The organism is Pseudoalteromonas rubra (genome assembly GCF_005887115.1).
Classification (GTDB): Bacteria; Pseudomonadota; Gammaproteobacteria; order Enterobacterales; family Alteromonadaceae; genus Pseudoalteromonas; species Pseudoalteromonas rubra_F.
Genome location: NZ_PNCJ01000029.1, coordinates 1 through 21,242, shown reverse-complemented (window position 1 = coordinate 21,242; position 21,242 = coordinate 1). Strand labels below are relative to the sequence as shown.

Here is a 21,242-nt window from a genome sequence, read left to right as displayed (position 1 = left end):
GGAGGGGAAAACGAACAGGTGCATGTTTAACGCGCCGGAGGCGTTTTTTTAACCTTTTCACGTACCACAGTGTCAATCATACTGGTTATGGTGCCATCATTTACCATACCAGCAAGCATACGTTCAATCTCCTGGCACCTTTCGAGCAGCTGGGACGCACGCGATACAGCCAGATAACCTTGTGTGCCTTTAAAGTAAAATGGTGCCTTGTGGATATATTGGCCTAGATTGTGGGTTTTTAAATAATGATCAGAGCGCACATCCACACTCAGTGCAGCGTCAATACGCTTTTTCATCAGCAGGCTAAATAGCTTGTCTGTATCTACCGCTGCGAATTTTGTGAGACCGGTATCTGCATCGAATTGGGGGTCATTTTTATGTCCCAGTGTCACGCCGAGAATATAGCGCTCGAGATCCTGATAGGCATTGATGCTAACCTCGCTCCCCTTCAGGGTATAGAACACTTTATTCGCAGTGTAATAACTAGGTTCCAGATACTGCATATAGACTTCACGGTCTTTAAACTTTTGCAAAGAGCCCAGCATATCTAGCTCACCGATCTCCATCATTCGCAGACAACGCTTAAACGGGCAGCGAACCAGCTCAAGATCGAGGTTAAGGGCGTCTGCCAGATGTCGGACTATATCAACATCGATACCACTGATTTGTGTTTGCCCAACAATGACAAATGGTGGCCAGGGGTCTACGCCAAAGCGCAGCATTTTACTTTGAGCAACAGGAGAAAAAACCGAACTCACTAAGAGACATAAAAGCCAGACGTTTACATTCCAGTACGTCTTAAAAATGCGTTTTATCACGGACACCACACTGTGCAATTACGGTACAAATTTTCGAAAAGACGTGCTGCATACATCCCCCTTAACCCGGTTTAGTATAATTTAACTATAGCAGCCATCAAAACCACAATATCTGACTTGCCTGAAGTTCATTTAAAAACATAACACATTGATATTTAAGCACAATAAAGTCAATATGCAAAATTCACTGCTGTACAATATGTACATTAAGTAACAACGAATTTCGCAACGTATGCGTCTGCCACAGACAGTACAACCCACGCCCAGACCTAAGGCAGAGACACATCACTCAGCGGTATCATCACTAATTTTTCCATCGCACACTCATCTCGTAGTTGCTTCAGTGGCGCATACTCCGCTGAATTTAGCCACTTTTCAACAGCAGCTTGTGAGGGCCATTGTTGAATAACGCAAACATCGGCAACCACTTGCCCTTCAATTGGGTCGGGTGATTTATTCACCGCGAGGGTTTTTCTACCGTAAGCCTGCACTGTTTGCGTATAACTGAAATGCTTCGGGATCTTTTATAATGAACTGAATATATAGATACATGTCTTCTCTCCGGGCGGATATCGTTTTTATAATGGGTACTCTATTTTATCAACTGGTGCCGCCGTCATGCAGCACCGAAACCGATTTATTTTACGGCCAGGTGGATCTCACCACTGGTACTGTGCTCAATCAGGTCAACATAGACCTGAGCTACCTCTGTTGCTGGGAGTCCGGGAGTGGCGTCCATCCCCATTGCTTCCATGGTCTCTTTTACCCATCCAGGAGAAACGGCATTAAATCGGACGCCCTCGACTTCCAGGCTGGCTGCATGTACGACAGACTCGACCGCAGCATTCACTGCTGAGACAACACTGCTCCCTGGTATCGGATTTTGCGCCAAAATCCCCGTTGTCACGACAATCACCCCACCCTCATTGACATACTGAGTGCCAAAACGAAGCAAATTAATTTGCCCCATCATTTTGTTGCTAATGCCAAATTGCCAATCGGCATCAGTTGCCTGCTGCCAGGGCACAAAATTAACCACACCTGCTGTACAAATAATGGCATCGACTTTTCCTACTTTGGCTAGCAAGGCCTGTAACGATTCGGGGTTAGATATATCGACCGGATACTCAGCGTCGCTCATTGACGCACCAATCACTTCAGCTGCGCCCGCCAGTTTGTTCACGATACTCTGGCCCAGTAAACCACTGGCGCCTAAAACAAGTACTTTTTTCATGTAAACCTCTTTGCTCAATTTATAGTTTTTCAATACGTGTGCCTGTATGGATCAGCGATTGCATCTCGGCGGTATGGTAGTTATAAGGCGATATAGCGAGTGGTTGACTGACCTGATCCAATGTGTGGGTTTGTTCAGCGGTTAACTCAAACTCCAACGCAGCCAAATTCTCTTTAAGTTGTGTCAGCTTGCGAGCACCAATCACCAGTGATGTGAGCCCCTGGTGTTTGACCAGCCAGTTCAGCGCTATCTGCGACGGGGTATGCCCGGATGCTTGTGCGATCTCAATAAGCGTTTTAATGACAGAGATATTCTGGCTCGTAGCCATGTGCGCCACACTGGGATCGGTTGTCCAAGTGTCCGTCAGACGGCCCTGCCCGGTTAAACTACCCAGCTCATCCACCTGATATTTCCCAGTTAACAGTCCATTAGCCAGCGGACTCCACGCCATAAAGCCAATATCGAAATGCTGACACATAGGTAAATGCTCATAGTCGCTGTGGCGCGCCACTAGACTATACTGGTTCTGGATAGCCGCGACGGGGTTTCGAAAGCTCTGATATGCCAGCAATTGCAGTTTTGTGGTGTACCAGGCCGGAAAGTTTGAGAGACCGTAATGCCTGATCTTCCCTTGCTGTATGAGGACTTCAAACGTCGACAAGACTTCTTCGGGTGGCGTAAATCTGTCCCACTGGTGCAAAAAGTACAGGTCAATATAGTCTGTGTTTAAACGCTTAAGCGATGCCTCTACAGCCTTAATAATGTGTTTGCGCCCGTTTCCACCACCATTGGGATCGTTCGCATATTGATTTTGAGTACCTTTGGTTGAAATTACGAGTCGGTCACGATTCCCTGCATTGCGCGTAAACTCACCCAACCATTGCTCACTCTGGCCGTCCTGATAAACATCCGAGGTATCAAAAAAGTTGCCACCGGAATTTACGTAATGATTAAAAATAGCTTCAGCCTGGGTTTTGCCGCTTGACCAGGCCTCTCCCCAGGCATCTCCAAATGTGCCTGCACCATAAGCAATGGGTGAAACCTTTAATCCGGTATTACCAAGTGTTCTGTAGGTCCGAAGAGAAGCCAATGTTTGTGCGTTTTTATCTTCATGGAAAAACGGTAAGTCTTTACTTAATGCAGTCATGATTGTCTACCTTAGCGTTATATCAGTCTGTTTCTGAACAACAAAGTCAGTGTCTGCTTGCAAGAACCTGATAAACAGAGTATTTACCGCCTGGCCACACAGCACACCGCCTGTGAGTGGCCTGGTAAGGCAAACACGCTTTCTCAGGTGTTATATCTCACTTTGTCACTAACACTATAAGGAGCCATGATATATAGTAGAAATGGATTATCTGGACTTTAAATATTGATAAAATGAATATTAATACACTGGATCTGAATCTGCTCAAGGTATTCAATGCGATATATCAGTATCGTAACGTGAGTAAAGCGGCCGACAGTATTGGGCTGGCACAGTCGTCCATGAGCAATGCGTTAAGCCGTTTACGACGGCAATTTGATGACCCATTATTTCAAAGAAGCGCAGGCGGTGTGATCCCCACAACCAGAGCGGATGACATGGCCCCTCAGGTTCAGGCCATCCTGGCAAATATTAACAGTATGATTGCGCACAAAGCGTTCGACCCAACAACAGCCAAAGAGCAAATCGTGATTGCTGCCTCCGATTTAGCTATCACATCATTAACCCCTGCACTCATTTCCAAACTAAGAGCCTGTGCGCCCGGAATTACGCTTAATTTTGTGCAGTTGGATAAACAGATAGCCTTTGACAAACTGGACAATGACAGCACACAGATTGTCATAGGCACATTCAAAGCACTCCCGGCTAGGTTTTATCGAAAGCATTTGTGGCACGACAGGTTTATAGCAATTAGCAGCAAGCGCTATTCAACCCGCTCAGCAAGCCTGTCTCTTGAGAAATATCTCGAGTCCCCACATGTCCTGATGACACTCAAAGGTGATCAGACTGGGGTCATTGATGAAATATTGAAACAGCAAGGCTTAACACGCACGATTGCGATGACCTGTGCGCAATTTTTACCCTTGGTCGAGACGGTTGCACACTCAGATCTCATTGCCACCGTTCCTGCCTCACTGAGTGACATAGCCAAACGTGCTGGATGTGAAACTTACCCATTGCCATTCGATACGCCAGGATGGGACAGTGAGCTGGTTGTCACCCAAAAATTTTACACCTCTGAGTTGGGTAAGTTTCTGATCCGACTCATTTTGGATACATAGCCGTTCAAGCATGATGAAGTAACAGGTGCCTATATAAGACTCGTGCTACACGGCGTGCTGAACTGTTTATTAATAACAGAGTATCCAGTTTAGCAGATGTGGTATCAATTAAATCTTAACACGCCTGACCGCACGCCCAGCCGCAGCTCCAGGCGTATTGGAAATTGTGGCCGCCGAGCCAGCCGATGACGTCGGTGACTTCGCCGATAAAGTACAGGCCGGGGGCTTTTTTGGCTTCGAAGGTTTTGGAACTGAGCTCGTCGGTGTCAACACCGCCTAAAGTGACTTCGGCGGTGCGATCACCTTCTGTGCTATTGGGTTTGGTAGGCCAGTGGTTCAGCCCGAGGACCAGATTATCAATTTCTCTGTGGCTGAGCAGGTTGGCATTTTTTCTGGTACGGTTTGCTCGTTTATTAATACCTCAACAAAAAGTTTAGCTAACACAGCGCTAATTAAGTGCCCTACCCTGACGCCAGTTTTGCCCTCATATGGACTTAAAGCAGCGTTTTAACTGGCCACGTTTCCACAACCCCATCATTTGTTTTACTGATGACCACTTGCCTGGACTCATCCATCGCGATGCTTAATACTGATGCGCGATCTCGGCCATCGACTTTATTCGCCATAAACTTTGCTATTAAATCCCCATCTGCAACGCGCCAGATCTGCACTTTTTGATTTGGCGAGGCAGTGAGTAACCACTGATCATTGTTAATAAATGCCGACTGATTAAACTCTATGAAGTTACTATATGTAGACAAGGAGGAACCTAGCTCTTGTGATTTTAAATCAATGAATTGACGAGCATTCACAGAGTCCAGTACGAACGCCATCGTCGCATCTGCGTTAAGAGAAACATGGTTGACTCTGGTTGAAAATTTATAAGACTGCAATTCTTTGCCTGTTTGTACATCCCACAATTTAACGAATTTATCGCTGGAACCTGTCATCGCAGTGCGCCCGTCGGCTGACAGCGCCACGGTGTTTACATCTAAGTCGTGTAATGTGTGTTGTGCTCTGCGATTACTTCTGACATGTATTACTTCCGTTATGCCGCTTCTGTAACCTAACAGTAGCGTTTCACCGTCGCTGGATATCGCTATATCTCTAATAATATTTTCACCGCTAGTCCACGCGCCTAACAGCTTACCTGACTTGGCAGAAAACAGGCTAACAGACAACCTGTTGGATATGTAAAATACACTGGCGTTGTCAGCGATACCGGTCAACTCAATATTACCCTCCGCGATACAGGGAAATACTTTTTTGTCTGAGATGTTACTCCATAAGCAAACTTCATCTTGCCTTGCAATGACAGACAAAGCTCCATTTTGAGATAGGTCTGACGATTGTACTACCCCTGAGCCATGTTTCTTTTGGGCACTTGCGGGTGTTTCAAAATGAGAGTCAAACAAGCAGCCCGTCAATAGTAATGACAAGGCCGTAGCGGATATTTTTTTCATTTTTATAATCCTTTCGGTATTAGGCACTCAAGCTAATACTCTTTTTCCGTATACACGTTCACAGCTAAAGTTGTTACCCTCAGCATATTCCAGCAACTTACCTGATTGTAATGGCATAGTAAAATGGGTCACCTAACCAGAAGGTTAGATGACCCATCTTAGCAGTATACAAACTTTATTATTACACTCCACCTAACACGCCTGTCCGCATGCCCAGCCGCAGCTCCAGGCGTATTGGAAATTGTAGCCGCCGAGCCAGCCGGTGACGTCGGTGACTTCGCCGATAAAATACAGGCCGGGGGCTTTTTTGGCTTCGAAGGTTTTGGAGCTGAGTTCGTCGGTGTCGACGCCGCCCAGGGTGACTTCGGCGGTGCGGTAACCCTCTGTGCCATTGGGTTTAATGTGCCAGTGGTGCAGCGCGTGGGCCAGCGTGTCGATTTCGCTGTGACTGAGCTGGTTGGCATTTTTTTCTGGTACGGTTTGCTCGTTGATTAATACCTCAACAAAACGTTTAGGTAATATGGTACTTAGCAGGTTTTTCAGAGATTTATTACCTTGTTCCTGACGCCAGTCGTGCAGCTGTACGTGCATATCGGTATCGGGAAGTAGATTAACAATCACGCCCTGCCCGGCGCGCCAGAACGAGGAGATCTGCAAAACTGCGGGGCCAGACAGGCCACGGTGGGTAAACAGCAGGTTCTCTTTGAAGCGGGTGCCATCTTCGCTTTGTGCAGTGCAAGGCAGACTTACACCCGCCAGGCCATCAAAGCGGGCTTTATCGTGGTCGTGCAGGGTAAAAGGTACCAGTGCCGCCATGGTCGGCAGTACTTTCAGGCCAAACTGCTCGGCAATTTTGTAACCAATGGGCGTGGCGCCCAGTTTGGGCATGGTCAGGCCGCCGGCGGCCACGACCAGAGACTGGCAGCTAAACACCTGCTCAGAGGTAGTGACGATATATCCGCCGGCCTCGGTGCGTTCGACCTTAATGACTTCGTTACGCAGAAATACCTCAACCCCGGCCCAGTCGCATTCAGTTAACAGAATGTCGACGATATCCTGGGCACTGTTGTCACAAAACAACTGACCCAGGGTTTTATGGTGATAAGCCAGGCCGTGGCGGTCCACCAGCTCAATAAAGTCGTGCTGGGTGTAACGGCTCAGGCAGGACTTCACAAAATGGGGGTTAGCGCATAAATAGTTCTGTGGCATCGCGCCTTCATTGGTAAAATTGCAACGACCACCACCGCTAATGAGTATTTTTCGACCGGCTTTTTTGCCCATATCGACCACCGCGACGCTGCGCCCCCGATATCCAGCCTGTGCCGCACACATCAGGCCAGCCGCGCCCGCGCCGATGATCACCACATCAAAGTTCAACATTGTATATTGTGTCCTGAAAAAGTTATGCACTTATTGTATCAACTTATGCCTTAGAGGTGGAGTAATGCGATTATTTAGCAAACAAAGGCACATAATTTTATCACAACTAGTAATAAAATATTAACCATTTACAATCGTTTACAATACTAACTAATTCATACCTCATCCTGTAACAAATAATAATTTTGCAATAAAAACAAAGAATTATTGTCATAATTGAACTATTTAGCCATCCGCTTATAACAAAAACAATAGTGTAAATAACAAAACAGCACTTTAAATAGTTTAACCAGTTCTTTACCTTCGATAACCATCTGCTTGCACACGCAAACAGAACAACAACAACAAGTAAGAAACTAGGAATCATAATAATGACAACACGCAACTTAAAAATCGGCGCTGTCGCGCTAGCGATGTCAGGCATGTTCGCCGCTTCTAATGCAATGGCTAACAACGTTGAAGCATTCAATAATAACGCAAACATTGCTCAACTGAGCCAGAAAATGCAAAGCCAGAACACTGCCGGTACCCAGTTCATCATTAAATATAAAGATAACAGCAATCAGCTTATGTCTATTTCTGGTGCCGACATGTCACCAGCTATGATGAACTCGCGTGCACAAAGTTTCGTGAAGAACTTCAAAAGCAAGAAAAAATCTTCACTGAAAACTAAGTACGTTCGCAAGATGGCGCTAAGCAACCACCACGTTATGCGTGTTGATCAAAAGCTGAGTGCAGCTGAAGCACAAAGCCTGATGATGGAAATGTCTGCTACTGGCAACATTGAGTACATTGAAATTGACCAAATGTTACAGCCTTTCGCGACGCCTAACGATCCGCGTTATTCTGATCAGTGGCACTACTTTGAAACAGCTGGCGGTATCAACGCACCAGCAGCATGGGACAAAGCAACCGGTAACGGCGTAGTTGTTGCTGTTCTTGATACTGGTTACCGTCCACACGCTGACCTGAACGCAAACATTCTACCAGGTTACGACATGATCTCTGATCTGTCTGTTGCCAATGATGGTGGCGGTCGTGACAGCGACGCACGTGACCCGGGTGATGCTGTTTCACGTAACGAGTGTGGTTACACTCACAGCGCACGTGATTCAAGCTGGCACGGTACACACGTAGCAGGTACGGTAGCTGCGGTTTCTAACAACGGAGAAGGTGTTGCTGGTGTTGCTTATGACGCAAAAGTTGTACCTGTACGTGTACTTGGTAAATGTGGTGGCCTGACTTCAGATATCGCTGACGCGATTGTCTGGGCTTCAGGTGGTTCAGTATCTGGCGTACCTGCTAACTCTAACCCGGCTGATGTTATTAACATGAGCTTAGGTGGCAGCGGTGCATGTAGCTCTACGACTCAAAACGCGATTAACACAGCACGCGCTAACGGTTCAACCATTGTTATTGCAGCAGGTAACGACAACGACAACTCTGCAAACTACAACCCAGGTAACTGTTCAGGCATCATCAATGTTGCGTCTGTAGGTCGTAACGGTGGCCGTGCTTACTACTCAAACTACGGTTCAAACATCGACGTTGCAGCACCTGGCGGCGCGCAAAGCTTTGCGAATGACCCAGAAGGTATTCTGTCTACTTATAATTCAGGCAGCAACACGCCTTCAAGCGACAGCTATGCATACTCACAAGGTACGTCAATGGCGGCACCTCACGTTGCGGGTGTCGCGGCGCTTATCAAGCAGGCGAAACCTTCTGCAACGCCTGATGAAGTAGAGAGCATTCTGAAGAGCACAACACGTAGCTTCCCTGCAACATGTACTAGCTGTGGTACTGGTATCGTCGATGCGTCTGCAGCAGTAGATGCTGCACTTGGTAACGACAATGGTAACGGTGGTAACGAGCTGGAAGATGGTGTAGCTAAGACAGGCCTGTCTGGCAGCACAAGCAGCGAAACTTTCTATACCTTTGAGGTAGGCAGCGGCGTAAGCAAAGTAACCTTCACTATGAGTGGCGGTACTGGTGATGCTGATCTGTACGTACGTGCAAATGCTAAGCCTACTCAGTCAACTTACGACTGTCGTCCATACGAAGGTGGTAACAACGAAGTATGTACAATTGATAACCCATCGACTGGTACTTACCACGTTATGATGCGCGGTTACTCTGCATACAGCGGTGTGAGCCTGAAAGCTGAAACTGCTGGCGGTTCAACTGGCCCGGTTGAGTTAACTGAGTCTAACCTGTCTGCAAGCACTGGCAACTGGATCCAGAAATCACTAGACGTACCTGCGGGTATGAGCAGCCTGACAGTAACTATCTCTGGTGGTACTGGTGACGCTGACCTGTTCGTTAAGCAAGGTAGTGCACCTACCAGCTCTAGCTACGATTGCCGTCCTTATAAAGGCGGTAACGCAGAGACTTGTACTTTCACTAACCCACAAGCGGGTACCTGGTACTTCGGTCTTAACGCTTACAGAACTTTCTCTGGCGTAACATTAAACGCAAAAGCACAATAAGCACTTTCCCCAGGCTTTTAAATGAGGGCTAAACCTTAGGGTTTAGCCCTTTTTTATGGGTGATTATTAATTCCAGCTATGTCGCTTAGTGCTTTTGCCCTGTCATTTCGGGCTCGACATGGGATCTACCTATCGGCGATTCCGCTAGATGGCATTACTCAGGAGTAAAACACCTCCCATTTCCATCTGTGGTATGTGTGTTGTATTTGGAATGGTTCCCGGCTCGGAGGCCGGGATGACGGGCTTTGAATGCAGAATAGCGGGCTTGGGATGCTGACAAGGTATACTAGATTCGCTGAGCGTATTGCCTTTTGGATGGTTCACGGCTCGGGAGCCGGGGTGACAGGGTTTTGAGTGCGAAATAATTGAGTACATCATTCACTCCGTCATCTAAACGCCAGCTCCGTTGTCCTATGCCCCCTCCCAGTCATCCCGTGCCCGACACGGGATCTACTCACAGGCGACTCCGCAAGATGGCATTGCTCAGGCGCAACATACCACCCGTTACTATCTGTGGTATGTGTGTTGTATTTGGAATGGTTCCCGGCTCGAAGGCCGGGATCACGGGCTTGGTGTGCAGGTAAGGTGTACTAGATGCGATGACCGTATTGCCTTTTGGGTGGTTCCCGGCTCGGAGGCCGGGATGACAGGCTTTGAGTGCAGAATAGCGGGCTTGGTATACTACTGAGCGTATTGCCTTTTGGGTGGTTCACGGCTCGGGGGCCGGGATGACAGGGTTTTGAGTGCGGAATAATTGAATACATCATGCACTCCGCGATCTAAGTTCTTGCTCCGTTGCCTTGTGCTTCCTCCCAGCCATCCCGTGCTTGACATGGGTTCTCCCCCCGGCGACTGCGTAAGATGGCGTTCCTCAGATGCAAAACACCTCTCGTTACTCTCTGTGGTAGGTGTGTTGTATTTGCAATGGTTGCCGGCTCGGAGGCCGGGATGACGGGCTTTACAGGGCTGAGAGATGAAATTATGAATGGCTAGTTCTGCTGTCTATCAAAGCACTTGGAGAAGTGATGTACAGAGCCATATATCGGAGGTTGTGAATGACGTAATTGCTCAGCCTGAACACTTAATTCGCTTGATATAACAATGCACTTCTAAATGAGAATTTATCGTCTAACTGGGAAAAAGTACAAAGTAAAGTCGATGCATGTATTTTGGGGGGATATTCGAGAGTCATTCAAACTACGGAATGACTCAACGATAACGTGGCTATTCAGCGCTTGGAATACAGGAGAAAAGGTAACATGCGCTGCTACTCCACTTACATTTGTTCAAACAAGCTGTCTGTGCTCAAGCCCTCATGTTGTAAGATGTCTTTTAGACGACGCAGTGCTTCAACCTGAATTTGGCGCACACGTTCACGGGTTAAGCCGATCTCGCGGCCCACATCTTCCAAAGTCGATGGTTCATACCCCAACAAGCCAAAACGACGTGCAAGCACTTCTCTTTGTTTCGGGTTCAATTCACCCAGCCAGTCAACGATATGGCGGTTAATGTCTTTGTTCTGAACTTCGCTTTCTGGCTCGTAACCACGCTCGTCAGCAATAATGTCTAATAACGCTTTGTCATTATCCCCGCCGATAGGCGTGTCCACGGACGTAATTTTCTCGTTCAGACGCAACATCTTACTGACATCTTCCACTGGTCTGTCGAGTGACTCTGCGATTTCCTCCGCAGTCGGCTCGTGGTCCAGTTTTTGCGTCAGCTCACGTGCTGTACGGAGGTACACATTGAGCTCTTTGACCACATGGATAGGTAAGCGAATGGTGCGAGTCTGATTCATTATAGCCCGCTCAATGGTCTGACGGATCCACCAGGTCGCATAGGTAGAAAAGCGAAAACCACGTTCCGGATCGAACTTCTCAACGGCTCGGATCAGGCCTAAGTTTCCTTCTTCAATCAGGTCAAGTAACGCCAGTCCCCGATTGTTGTAACGGCGCGCGATTTTTACTACCAGTCGCAGGTTACTTTCGATCATACGTTTACGAGACGCCTCACAGCCTTTCAGTGCCTTACGTGCGAAGTACACTTCTTCTTCAGCACTCAGCAGCGGCGAAAAGCCAATCTCTCCCAAATACAATTGGGTTGCATCTAAATTCTTAACGCTGTCGTCCTTGGCGAAAAGTTCTTCATCATTTTCGATATCTTCAAGCAGCTCCGTTTTGGGCTCCTCGACTGAAACATCTTCAAACTTCTCGTCCAATTCTGGATTTACTTTACTATTCAATTTTGCTGTTTGAGCCATAAGCATCCCCCCAAGCGAATAAGTGACAGTTTTCCATCATTACGTCGATAGGCTAATTTTTAGGCAAGAACCTACCGGGATTTACGGCTTGTCCGCGGTAACGGATCTCAAACCGCAACGCAACAGATGATGCGTCTGTATCTCCCATTTCGGCAATTTTTTGCCCAGCTTTAACTTGCTGCTGCTCTCTTACTAGCAATTTGGAATTGTGGGCGTACGCGCTAAGATAATCATCTGTGTGTTTCAGAATGATCAGATTGCCGTATCCCCGTAATGCACTCCCTGCGTATACAACAACACCATTTGCCGCAGCCTTAACAGATGTTCCCTTTTTATTTGAAATCTGAATTCCCTTATAGCCGTTTTCTTTGACAGAAAAACGTCGGGTCACCTTACCAACTGCGGGCCAACGCCATCGTACCTTATTATTTGACAACTGTTTGGTATGACTGGATTTTTCGCTGGCTTGCTTTTGAACATACTCTCGTTGCTTGGGACGATCAAGCTCTTTTTTCGGTGAAATGTTATTTTTTTGTTTTTTATCGGTTAAATTTACGGTTTTTACTGATTGCTTTTTAGACGCTTTATTCGTCTTTTTTGGATAGTCTAAAGAGATGATCTGACCAGGGAAAATCGTGTAGGGAGGCTTAATTTTATTGATTTTGGCAACAGTTCTAACATCCTTATTTGCACTAAAAGCAATAGCAAACAAAGTGTCGCCTTTTTTAACCTTATATTGATTATTTTTTATTTGAATTTTTTGTTGATAACTGGTCTTACCTTTGGAGAGATTAACAACCGGAGCGGGGGAATGTGGCGTAGTACATGCGGCCAGAAAATAGCACAACAGCAAAAGAGTATTGATGCGCGTCCGATTCATGCCTTGATTACTTTCCGCTTGTTAATTCGACCATCCACTTTAGCATACTCAACTGGATTTTCTCGCTTTTTTTGTCAAGTCTAGCTCAGTGCGCCCGGAATTAAAGGAACGAAACGTACCTCAGCCAGTTTATTTTCAATGAACTGTTGACCATTTCTTTGGTACATAGTGAGGACCTGATGTTGCTCACCAACAGGGATCACCATCACCCCACCATCACAAAGCTGATCCAGTAGCGCCTGAGGCACTTGTGCCGCCGCCGCGGTGACTATGATACCCTCATAGGGCCCTTTCGAAGCCCAGCCCTGCCAGCCATCACCATGCTTCATTGCCACATTGTACAGATCCAACATATGCAAGCGGCGCTTTGCCTGCCACTGTAATGCTTTGATCCGCTCAATGCTGTATACCTCGTCAAACAGCTGAGCCAGCACGGCCGTCTGATACCCCGAGCCAGTGCCAACCTCCAGCACTTTTCTAGCGACCCCCGCCTGGCGCAGCAGCTCGGTCATTCGCGCAACGACCAAAGGCTGAGAAATCGTTTGCCCCTGCCCAATCGGCAGCGCCGTATTTTCATATGACTTATGCTGCAGCACAGTATCAACAAACAAGTGCCGGGGTGTGATCTCCATGCAATTCAGCACCTCAGGGTCGTTAATACCATGACGTGCCAATATTGCAACCAATGCCTCTGCGCTGCGTTTATAATTTTTGAGCAACGTGCTTACTCCTGAGCGGCTATCCAGCTTGACAGAGAATCCAGGCTTTCATGCGCTGTCATATCGACTTTCAACGGTGTGATGGCCGCATAGCCTTGTTTAACTGCGTAGAAGTCAGTGCCCTCACCGGCATCCAACTCCTGACCCAATGAACCGTACCAATAGACGTCCCTGTTCCAGGGATCCAGCTGCCGGGTCATGGTTTCCGCTTTATGTCTGGCACCCAGACGAGTCACCTGCATACCTTTTAGGTCAGACAGGGGAATATCCGGCACATTGATATTGATGATCTGATCTTTGGGTAGCGGATGGCTTTTTAGTGCTTTGATGAGCTTGACCGTAACAGCCGCTGCGGTTTCGTAGTGTGCTTCTCGTTTTGAGCACAGTGATACAGCAATGGCAGGCAAACCCAGGTGACGACCCTCAGTGGCGGCAGCAACGGTCCCCGAATAAAGTGTATCGTCGCCCAGGTTAGCGCCATTATTAATACCAGCCACGACCAGATCCGGTGCTTCATCGAGCAATTGATTCACTCCCAGGTGCACACAGTCGGTAGGCGTGCCGTTGACACTCACAAAGCCGTTATCCAGTGTTGTTGCCCGCAATGGGTTTATCAGGGTTAGTGAATTACTCGCACCACTACAATTACGGTCGGGTGCGATTACCACAACCTCTGCGATTTCGCACAAAGCTTTGTAGAGGACGTCAATACCTTTTGCATGTACTCCATCGTCGTTACTGAGCAGTATCTTCATCTTGGTTGCTTCCTTTTTTATCGTAGTTGCGATGACTGACATCCTCATGATGAACCAGCTCACGCAGTATCGCGGTGGCATAGCACCCTTTAGGTAAATCAAAACTGAGCTGAATTGTTGTTGCGTTCAGGGACTTCACCACTAAGTTTTCAGGTATTACCCGCAGCGCCCTGCGCTCGTTTTTAAGCCCTAAAGCGCCCAGTCCCTGCCACCAGTCGGCAAAGGGTTTGAGCCACTCTATCTCAAGTGCGGTGAGGCCTTTTTCGCCTTTGCCCAACAAAGGGGCAGACAACACAATATCAGCTTCAAGCAGCCGAACGATCAGTTCATCGCTTATGTCTTCTTCAAAAAACGCGTTGCTGCCACTGAGCATAAAAACTTCGCGATGCCAGGTCTTTGCCAGACCATGCTCAGCAACCCGCCGAGAGACTAGCTGATTAAAAATATGTGAGCGCGCCGCCGAGATCACCAAGCCTCGTAATTTTTTATCACGGATCCGCTCACCCTCAAACAGTCTTTGTGCCATTTCCAGGTTGTAGCCATCGTGACCAAAGCGCTGTTCACCAAAATAATTGGGCACGCCCTGGCGCACCGCGTTAACGCGTGACAACAGATCCAGTGGTTCACTGACATTACGTAGCGTGATAGTAAAGCGATTACCTTTGTGGCATCCGGTACGTAATTTTCGATTGTGACGAATCTGCTTAAGCACAAACAGGCTGTCACTGTTAAGGCCGCTGAAATCCAGTGACTGCTTAATTGGCACCGGGACACTAAACCACTGACTACAGACACCATGACGGTCTTTGAGTCCGCCGTAGCTGACATCCCTTGGCGCTACGCCTGCAAACTCGGCCAGCTTACGGGCAATAAAAGCGGTGTTCTCACCTTTCTTAACAATCTGCAAGCAGACGTGTTCGCCTTCCCCTGTAAATTCAATGTCGAGGATTTCATCAACCATAAAGTCTTCAGGCTGAGATTTAAATTCAGCATGCGCCTGCGGTTCACCATATAAGTAATTGAGCTCAGATACACAGGTTTTCACACTAAGCCACCTTCGTCAGTAGCACCACAGCATGGCTGGAAATACCTTCTTTTCTTCCTTCAAACCCCAGCTTTTCTGTGGTCGTCGCCTTGACATTAACCTGGCCAATGTCGGCGTTGCAGTCCGTCGCAAGATTCGCACGCATGGCGTCAATATGCGGACGCATTTTGGGTGCCTGAGCCACTATGGTCACATCCAGATTACCGAGTTGATAACCCAGTTCACTGACCTGCTCCATTACTCTACGCAGCAGGATACGACTGTCGATGTTTTCAAATTCAGCCGCTGTATCGGGAAAGTGTTTGCCAATATCACCCAGTGCCAGTGCACCGAGCAAAGCATCACATACGGCATGGATAGCGACATCACCGTCGGAGTGTGCAATAAAGCCTTGTGAATAAGGGATCTTCTCACCACAAATCGTCAGCGGGCCTTCTCCACCAAACTTATGAACATCAAACCCGTGACCTATGCGAATCATAGTGACCTCTCTTTACTTTGTTGTGACATCAGAAAACTGGCCAGCGCATAGTCTTCCGGTGTGGTAATTTTAATGTTGTCTGAGCGGCCACTGACTAATCGAACAGGCAAGCCTGCATGCTCGATGGCCGACGCCTCATCGGTAATGTGAACCTTGCTCTGCAGCGCCTGCTGCAACGCATTCAACAACTGCTGGTATGGGAAAAACTGGGGTGTCAGCGCCTGCCACAAGGTCTCTCGTGGCACAGTTTCTTCGCTGTGGCTGGTGCCGCGCTTAATGGTATCTTTAACTTTACTCGCCAAAATACCGCCTTCCTGATGCGCTAAGCACTGCTCAACCAGGTTAGTGATATCGCTTACTTCCACCAAAGGTCTGGCCGCATCATGAACCAACACCCAATCCGGGGGTGTGCTCTGCATAGCCAGCAAGGCATTCAGCACAGAGTCGGCTCGCTCTTTGCCCCCTGTAACTCGCCTGACATTTAGCCCATTTAGCGATAGCTCATTAAAGTAGCCGTCGGTTTCGCTTATTGCCACGTAAATTTGGTTTAGCTGTGGCAATGCAGCCAGTTTGGTGAGCGTATGCTCAAGCACGGTTTTGTCGCCTATTTTAAGGTATTGCTTTGGGTGGTTCAGTCCCATTCTGGCCCCAACGCCAGCAGCAGGAACGACAGCTGCAATTGTAGTTAATTTATTCATCGTGCTTCTTTGACAGTACGCGGATAAAGGTTTCGTTGGGTTTGATCATACCCAGTTCGTGGCGAGCACGCTCTTCTACCCCTTCGAGCCCAAGCTTCAGATCTTCGATATCCGCTTTGAGTAATTTATTGCGTTTGGCCAGATCGGCATTGGCAGCCTGATGCTTGTCTACGGCTGTTTTGATACGCCTGAAGTCTTCAAGACCATTGTGCCCAAACCACAGATTGTATTGGGTATATGCACACAGACATAGCAATGCAAGTTGGAAATATCGCATTCGAGCTACCTTTATTGCTTTACAGGATCATGCATTGCACCTGGCAATGTGCACTACTTGCGTTGTTGTTTTTTTCTTACGTTTGCCCAGTTCACACTGCTGGCCAGTAACATTTCGCGTAAACCCAGCGTTCTGGGCGGTAGTATTTTATGATATTGCCAGCGGTGACCACAACAGGCTGCGGTCATTAACGCTTTACTTGGTTTGAGTAAATAGCGCTTGGCTGGTAGATCTGCCTGTTCACCTTCATCAACTGCATTACCTGAGCAGTCAAACCAGCCAAACTGGTTGCAATGCCATAACCCGTCCCGAGTCTGATCCAGCGTATCTAAATAGACACAAGTAACACCACCGTCGATGACCATGACAGGCACTACCAAACCAACAGAGGCATTGGCGGTATAAAAGGTTTTGGCTTCATCACTGTGCCATTGGGGGCATTTACGTTGTTTGGCCAGCCAGCAGCCGTTGTGGCTATCCAGTTCAAGGGGAACTTCACCGAGCACAATATGCGTCGCAGCTCGCTCAACATAATAAGGCAGGCTACTTAGCCGCCGCTGCAGACGGTCCAGATCGGGATCAGCAGACAAGCTGGGTATTTCACGAGCATAAAAAACATTAGCCAGCTCAGCATACGCCAGCCGGGTTGCTTTATCCTGCCATATCGTGCTTTGTTGCTTAGTGTGACCTTGATTGTTCAAAATGCCTCCTTTACACAGAGGTTATATCACGACCACACAGTTAAATATAGCGTACGAATATGAAAGCTACCGACGGCGGGTAGCCGAAGCCTTAAACGTTTTTAGGTCGCTTACCGAGTCTGGCTTCTCCGGATTCGCTGAACATCACCGCCGTATCACGCTTCTTACCCAGTAACAGGCTGCCATCAGCCAAAAACATAAAATTCTGCCAGGTACGCTTGAACACATCGAACTGAGTTTCAATGATCAACTCCCGCGACATACAAAAGTACACGGTGGTGTTATCTTCCCAGTTAAGAAAGTCACAAATGGTGTTTGGCAGGGTTGCTTCACCGGCTTCCCATGGCCCTTCCCAGTCCAGGCTTTCCTGCCAGTTTTCTTCTTTTCCTGGCCAGTCATGGGGCGTAAAGAAGTCGGGGTGATCCTGCTCTCGACTGACCATAGTGGTCCACAGTACCGCCGCACGTTGCTCTGTCATCGGCTTGATCCGAGCCAGGTCGGCCTCTTCAATGGGCAAATCCTGGTGGCGGAACACCCAGGCTTTCTTGAACGCATCGAGCGCAATATAATTCATGTCAGATACCTATTAATTAAAACGCTGACATTATACCTAATTGGAGCAATGACCGTGAACAAAGAACTCAAACCCGGTATTTATCAACATTACAAAGGCCCGAAATATCAAGTGCTGTTTGTTGCCACCCACAGTGAAACAGAAGAGGCCATGGTGGTATACCAGACCTTGTATGGCAATTTTGATCATTGGGTGCGGCCACTCAGCATGTTCTGTGAAATGGTTGAAGTAGATGGCCAGCAGCGCCCACGGTTTGCGTACCTGGGTGTCGCCGAATGATGAGCATTTGCACTGCCCTTACGCGCTGTGGCACACTGGGATACTATCACTCATCAGACCAGAGTTAAGAAGTTTATGTTCAAAGGTACCGAGTCATATATTGCCAGCACAGCGCTGCAACAAGCTGTGAATGCCGCCGTGATCCTGGAAAAGCCACTCCTGATCAAAGGGGAGCCTGGCACAGGTAAAACCCTGCTGGCCGAAGAACTGGCAAAAAGCCTGGATACAGAGCTTATTCAGTGGCACATCAAATCGACCACCAAAGCGCAGCAAGGCCTGTATGAATACGATGCGGTATCGCGTCTGCGCGACAGCCAGCTGGGCGATGCCCGGGTGCACGATATTGGCAACTACATCATTAAGGGCAAGCTATGGCAGGCCTTTACTCAGGCAAAACGCCCTGTTCTGCTGATCGATGAAATCGATAAGGCAGACATTGAGTTCCCCAACGATCTGCTGCTTGAGTTAGACCGCATGGAGTTTCATGTGTACGAAACCGGTGAGCAGGTTAAAGCGCAAGTTCGCCCTATTGTGATCATCACTTCCAACAACGAAAAAGAACTCCCCGATGCATTTTTGCGTCGTTGCTTCTTCCACTATATCGACTTCCCGGACAAAGAAGAGATGCAGGCGATCATCGATGTCCACTTCCCGGCAATTAAGCCCCGCTTAGTAAAACAAGCACTGGAAGTGTTTTTTGAACTGCGCAGCGTGGCCGGGTTGAAGAAAAAGCCCAGCACCAGTGAGCTGCTCGACTGGCTTAAGCTGCTACTGGCAGAAGACATTGACCCCGAAACACTACAAGACCGCAGCCACAAAGGTGGATTAATGCCCATGTTTGGCGCACTGCTGAAAAATGAGCAGGATGTGACCTTGCTTGAGAAGCTGGCTTTTTTAGGTAAGCGCTGATCATGTTGATCGACTTTTTATTCATGCTCAGGCGCTACGGGGTCAAAGCCAGCCTGCGGGAGCTGCTGGACTGCCTCAATGCGCTCGATAAAGGCGTGTGTTTTGCCGACATCGACGGGTTTTATCACCTGGCCAAAACCATCTTTGTCAAAGATGAAACCCAGTTCGATAAGTTTGACCGCGCCTTTGCCGATTACTTTGAAGGGGTGGAGTCTCTGGATCTGTTCAGCCAGTTGCAGCAAAATGCCCTGCCGCAGGACTGGTTACGCAAAGAGTTTGAAAAGCACCTGAGTGAAGAAGAAAAAGCTAAGCTGAAAGCACTCGGTGGACTCGATAAGTTACTGGACACTTTAAAGCAGCGGCTCGCCGAGCAGCAAAAGCGCCATGCAGGTGGCAACAAATGGGTAGGTACCGGCGGTACCTCACCTTTTGGGGCGTACGGTTATAACCCGGAAGGAGTCCGGATTGGCCAGGACGGCAACCGCCATCGCCGTGCAGTTAAAGTCTGGGATAAACGCCAATACCGTAACTTAGATGCCGACAGCGATATCAGTAATCGCACTATCAAGCTGGCGCTTAAGCAGTTGCGTAAATTTGCCCGCAGTGGCGCCAGCGATCAACTCGATCTAAATGAAACTATCCGTGCTACCGCTAAGCAAGGTGGTATGCTGGATGTGAGAATGGCCCCTGAGCGACACAATGCCGTGAACGTCATCATGTTGTTCGATATTGGCGGCTCTATGGATGATCACATCCAGATCTGTGAACAGCTGTTCAGCGCCGCACACAGCGAGTTTAAACACCTGGAGTTTTTCTACTTCCATAATTGTGTGTACGAACATGTCTGGCAGGACAACGACAGGCTGGATAACACCTTGCTCGATACCCATCAGCTGATCAACCGCTTTGGTCGGGACTATCGACTGATCTTTGTCGGCGATGCCACCATGGGCCCCTATGAAATAGCCTACCCCGGCGGCAGTGTTGAACACTGGAATCAGGAAGCCGGATCAGTGTGGCTACAAAGACTCACCCAGCACTTTGATAAAGTTGCCTGGCTTAACCCTCAGCCAAAAACACACTGGCCCTACTACCAGTCTATTGGCCTGATCGATGAGCTGATGGCAGGTCGCATGTTTCCGTTAACTTTAGATGGGCTTAGCGAAGCAATTAAAGAGCTAAGTTGATAACAAGTGCAAAGTCGAGCTTTTGGCTCGACCTTTGTGCTAGATGAAATGCACTCTTTTAGTGAGTACTGACCTATTGACCGTCACATCTGCTTTGCGGAAGAAAAGGGGCTCGAACTACAGCTTTTTTTAAATTGCCTATGGCAAAAGACCCGGCTCTCTCGGAGAGGGCATCTATTATTTAAAATCTGATAATGATTGCCAGGTCATAGTGCAACTCATGCTCACGGTGTAGCCTGTCAGAAGATCCCGCATCAAGTGCGGGATGACGCTAGTGTGAGCTTATATGAATGGAGAAATACATGACACTGCGTCAGAAATCGCTCTATACACCATGAAATGTTTGAGCCGACGTAGTTGCTACACGCAAAGTGTGGCTTTACAGCAGCGACGCCAGGTTTACCCAGCTCTACCACACCTCCAACAACTCCGTTGTCATCCCGCACTCGATGCGGGATCTGTTTAAACCTTTCTCTCGGTGCTGAGTACGTTTGTTCCGGCGTATTTGTCATACGAGCGGTGTGGATTGCCAGCAGCTACAGCATTTACAGCTTTTTAAATCGCACATAGCAAAAAAACCGCTGCATTGCTGCAACGGGTTTGACGTACATGGAAGTACTAATGTTGATGAGATTCATAGGTGAATTGCGACCGAAGCACCGCTTCGCAGCGCAATGAACGCGATGCATGGACGCCGAGCCGGGATCCCTCCACAAGGAAGTGTCTCCAAAGAGTGCTAGATACTAGCTTCATGGATGAATAGACAACGCCATTCTATCTACAGCTTCTTTAATTTACTCCAAACGCAAAAAAGCCCGACTCTTTCGA

At 48.1% G+C, this 21,242-nt stretch carries 21 protein-coding genes and 1 pseudogene; 5 read left to right on the top strand and 17 right to left on the bottom strand.

Features of this window, described 5'->3' with window-relative positions; genetic code table 11:
- Positions 1-26: 26 nt before the first annotated feature.
- From CWB98_RS18000 to CWB98_RS17985, 4 genes are all read right to left on the bottom strand, one after another.
- A complete protein-coding gene (locus CWB98_RS18000) occupies positions 27-758 on the bottom strand; it encodes a substrate-binding periplasmic protein (RefSeq protein WP_138546112.1) in 732 nt (243 codons plus the stop codon).
- A 329-nt stretch (positions 759-1,087) separates the two neighbouring features.
- The gene (locus tag CWB98_RS17995; protein ID WP_283241217.1) at positions 1,088-1,309 is read right to left on the bottom strand and encodes a DUF1330 domain-containing protein; all 222 of its coding nucleotides are present in this window, start codon (positions 1,307-1,309) and stop codon (positions 1,088-1,090) included.
- 146 nt (positions 1,310-1,455) lie between these two features.
- The gene (locus tag CWB98_RS17990; protein WP_138546111.1) at positions 1,456-2,052 is read right to left on the bottom strand and encodes a short chain dehydrogenase; all 597 of its coding nucleotides are present in this window, start codon (positions 2,050-2,052) and stop codon (positions 1,456-1,458) included.
- A 19-nt stretch (positions 2,053-2,071) separates the two neighbouring features.
- Entirely contained in the window at positions 2,072-3,199 is a 1,128-nt protein-coding gene (locus CWB98_RS17985; protein WP_138546110.1) for an aldo/keto reductase, read from the bottom strand.
- A 233-nt stretch (positions 3,200-3,432) separates the two neighbouring features.
- Here CWB98_RS17985 and CWB98_RS17980 point away from each other — a divergent pair, with 233 nt between their 5' ends.
- On the top strand, positions 3,433-4,320 hold the full coding sequence (locus CWB98_RS17980; RefSeq protein ID WP_138546109.1) for a LysR family transcriptional regulator: 888 nt from the start codon (positions 3,433-3,435) through the stop codon (positions 4,318-4,320).
- Positions 4,321-4,435: 115 nt separating this feature from the next.
- On the opposite strand, the pseudogene CWB98_RS17975 reads toward CWB98_RS17980, so the two are convergent.
- From CWB98_RS17975 to CWB98_RS17965, 3 genes and pseudogenes are all read right to left on the bottom strand, one after another.
- A pseudogene (locus CWB98_RS17975) lies at positions 4,436-4,773 on the bottom strand (NAD(P)/FAD-dependent oxidoreductase); the annotation flags it as partial.
- Positions 4,774-4,814: 41 nt separating this feature from the next.
- A complete protein-coding gene (locus CWB98_RS17970) occupies positions 4,815-5,783 on the bottom strand; it encodes a WD40 repeat domain-containing protein (protein ID WP_138546108.1) in 969 nt (322 codons plus the stop codon).
- A gap of 192 nt (positions 5,784-5,975) precedes the next feature.
- Complete coding sequence (locus CWB98_RS17965; protein WP_138546107.1) at positions 5,976-7,163, bottom strand: NAD(P)/FAD-dependent oxidoreductase; 1,188 nt, start codon at positions 7,161-7,163, stop codon at positions 5,976-5,978.
- 371 nt (positions 7,164-7,534) lie between these two features.
- Here CWB98_RS17965 and CWB98_RS17960 point away from each other — a divergent pair, with 371 nt between their 5' ends.
- A complete protein-coding gene (locus CWB98_RS17960; protein ID WP_138546106.1) occupies positions 7,535-9,649 on the top strand; it encodes a S8 family peptidase in 2,115 nt (704 codons plus the stop codon).
- Between the two features lie 1,276 nt (positions 9,650-10,925).
- On the opposite strand, the gene rpoS is transcribed toward CWB98_RS17960, so the two are convergent.
- From rpoS to CWB98_RS17910, 10 genes are all read right to left on the bottom strand, one after another.
- Complete coding sequence (rpoS, locus tag CWB98_RS17955) at positions 10,926-11,909, bottom strand: RNA polymerase sigma factor RpoS (RefSeq protein WP_054016062.1); 984 nt, start codon at positions 11,907-11,909, stop codon at positions 10,926-10,928.
- A 52-nt stretch (positions 11,910-11,961) separates the two neighbouring features.
- A complete protein-coding gene (locus tag CWB98_RS17950; RefSeq protein ID WP_138546105.1) occupies positions 11,962-12,789 on the bottom strand; it encodes a peptidoglycan DD-metalloendopeptidase family protein in 828 nt (275 codons plus the stop codon).
- An 80-nt stretch (positions 12,790-12,869) separates the two neighbouring features.
- A complete protein-coding gene (locus CWB98_RS17945; RefSeq protein WP_138546104.1) occupies positions 12,870-13,508 on the bottom strand; it encodes a protein-L-isoaspartate(D-aspartate) O-methyltransferase in 639 nt (212 codons plus the stop codon).
- 5 nt (positions 13,509-13,513) lie between these two features.
- The gene (gene surE, locus CWB98_RS17940; RefSeq protein WP_138546103.1) at positions 13,514-14,263 is read right to left on the bottom strand and encodes a 5'/3'-nucleotidase SurE; all 750 of its coding nucleotides are present in this window, start codon (positions 14,261-14,263) and stop codon (positions 13,514-13,516) included.
- Complete coding sequence (truD, locus tag CWB98_RS17935; RefSeq protein WP_138546102.1) at positions 14,244-15,308, bottom strand: tRNA pseudouridine(13) synthase TruD; 1,065 nt, start codon at positions 15,306-15,308, stop codon at positions 14,244-14,246. The genes surE and truD overlap by 20 nt, the downstream gene beginning before the upstream one ends.
- A gap of 1 nt (position 15,309) precedes the next feature.
- Positions 15,310-15,789 carry a 2-C-methyl-D-erythritol 2,4-cyclodiphosphate synthase gene (gene ispF / locus CWB98_RS17930; protein ID WP_138546101.1) on the bottom strand — a complete coding sequence of 160 codons (480 nt, stop codon included), beginning with the start codon at positions 15,787-15,789 and terminating at the stop codon, positions 15,310-15,312.
- Positions 15,786-16,487 carry a 2-C-methyl-D-erythritol 4-phosphate cytidylyltransferase gene (ispD, locus tag CWB98_RS17925; protein ID WP_138546100.1) on the bottom strand — a complete coding sequence of 234 codons (702 nt, stop codon included), beginning with the start codon at positions 16,485-16,487 and terminating at the stop codon, positions 15,786-15,788. The genes ispF and ispD overlap by 4 nt, the downstream gene beginning before the upstream one ends.
- On the bottom strand, positions 16,480-16,764 hold the full coding sequence (gene ftsB, locus CWB98_RS17920; protein WP_054016044.1) for a cell division protein FtsB: 285 nt from the start codon (positions 16,762-16,764) through the stop codon (positions 16,480-16,482). Before ftsB ends, ispD begins: the two co-directional genes overlap by 8 nt.
- 53 nt (positions 16,765-16,817) lie before the next feature.
- The gene (locus CWB98_RS17915; protein WP_138546099.1) at positions 16,818-17,465 is read right to left on the bottom strand and encodes a hypothetical protein; all 648 of its coding nucleotides are present in this window, start codon (positions 17,463-17,465) and stop codon (positions 16,818-16,820) included.
- A 91-nt stretch (positions 17,466-17,556) separates the two neighbouring features.
- On the bottom strand, positions 17,557-18,039 hold the full coding sequence (locus CWB98_RS17910) for a DUF2947 domain-containing protein (RefSeq protein WP_138546098.1): 483 nt from the start codon (positions 18,037-18,039) through the stop codon (positions 17,557-17,559).
- Positions 18,040-18,093: 54 nt separating this feature from the next.
- On the opposite strand from CWB98_RS17910, the gene CWB98_RS17905 reads away from it, so the two are divergent.
- The 3 genes from CWB98_RS17905 to CWB98_RS17895 all read left to right on the top strand — a co-directional run bounded on the left by CWB98_RS17905 (position 18,094) and on the right by CWB98_RS17895 (position 20,414).
- Entirely contained in the window at positions 18,094-18,318 is a 225-nt protein-coding gene (locus CWB98_RS17905) for a DUF1653 domain-containing protein (protein WP_249364716.1), read from the top strand.
- A gap of 75 nt (positions 18,319-18,393) precedes the next feature.
- Positions 18,394-19,227, top strand: a complete 834-nt coding sequence (locus tag CWB98_RS17900) for an AAA family ATPase (protein ID WP_054016048.1) — start codon at positions 18,394-18,396, stop codon at positions 19,225-19,227.
- Positions 19,228-19,229: 2 nt separating this feature from the next.
- Positions 19,230-20,414 (top strand): vWA domain-containing protein, encoded by a 1,185-nt coding sequence (locus CWB98_RS17895; RefSeq protein WP_138546096.1) that lies wholly within the window; start codon positions 19,230-19,232, stop codon positions 20,412-20,414.
- Positions 20,415-21,242: the final 828 nt, after the last annotated feature.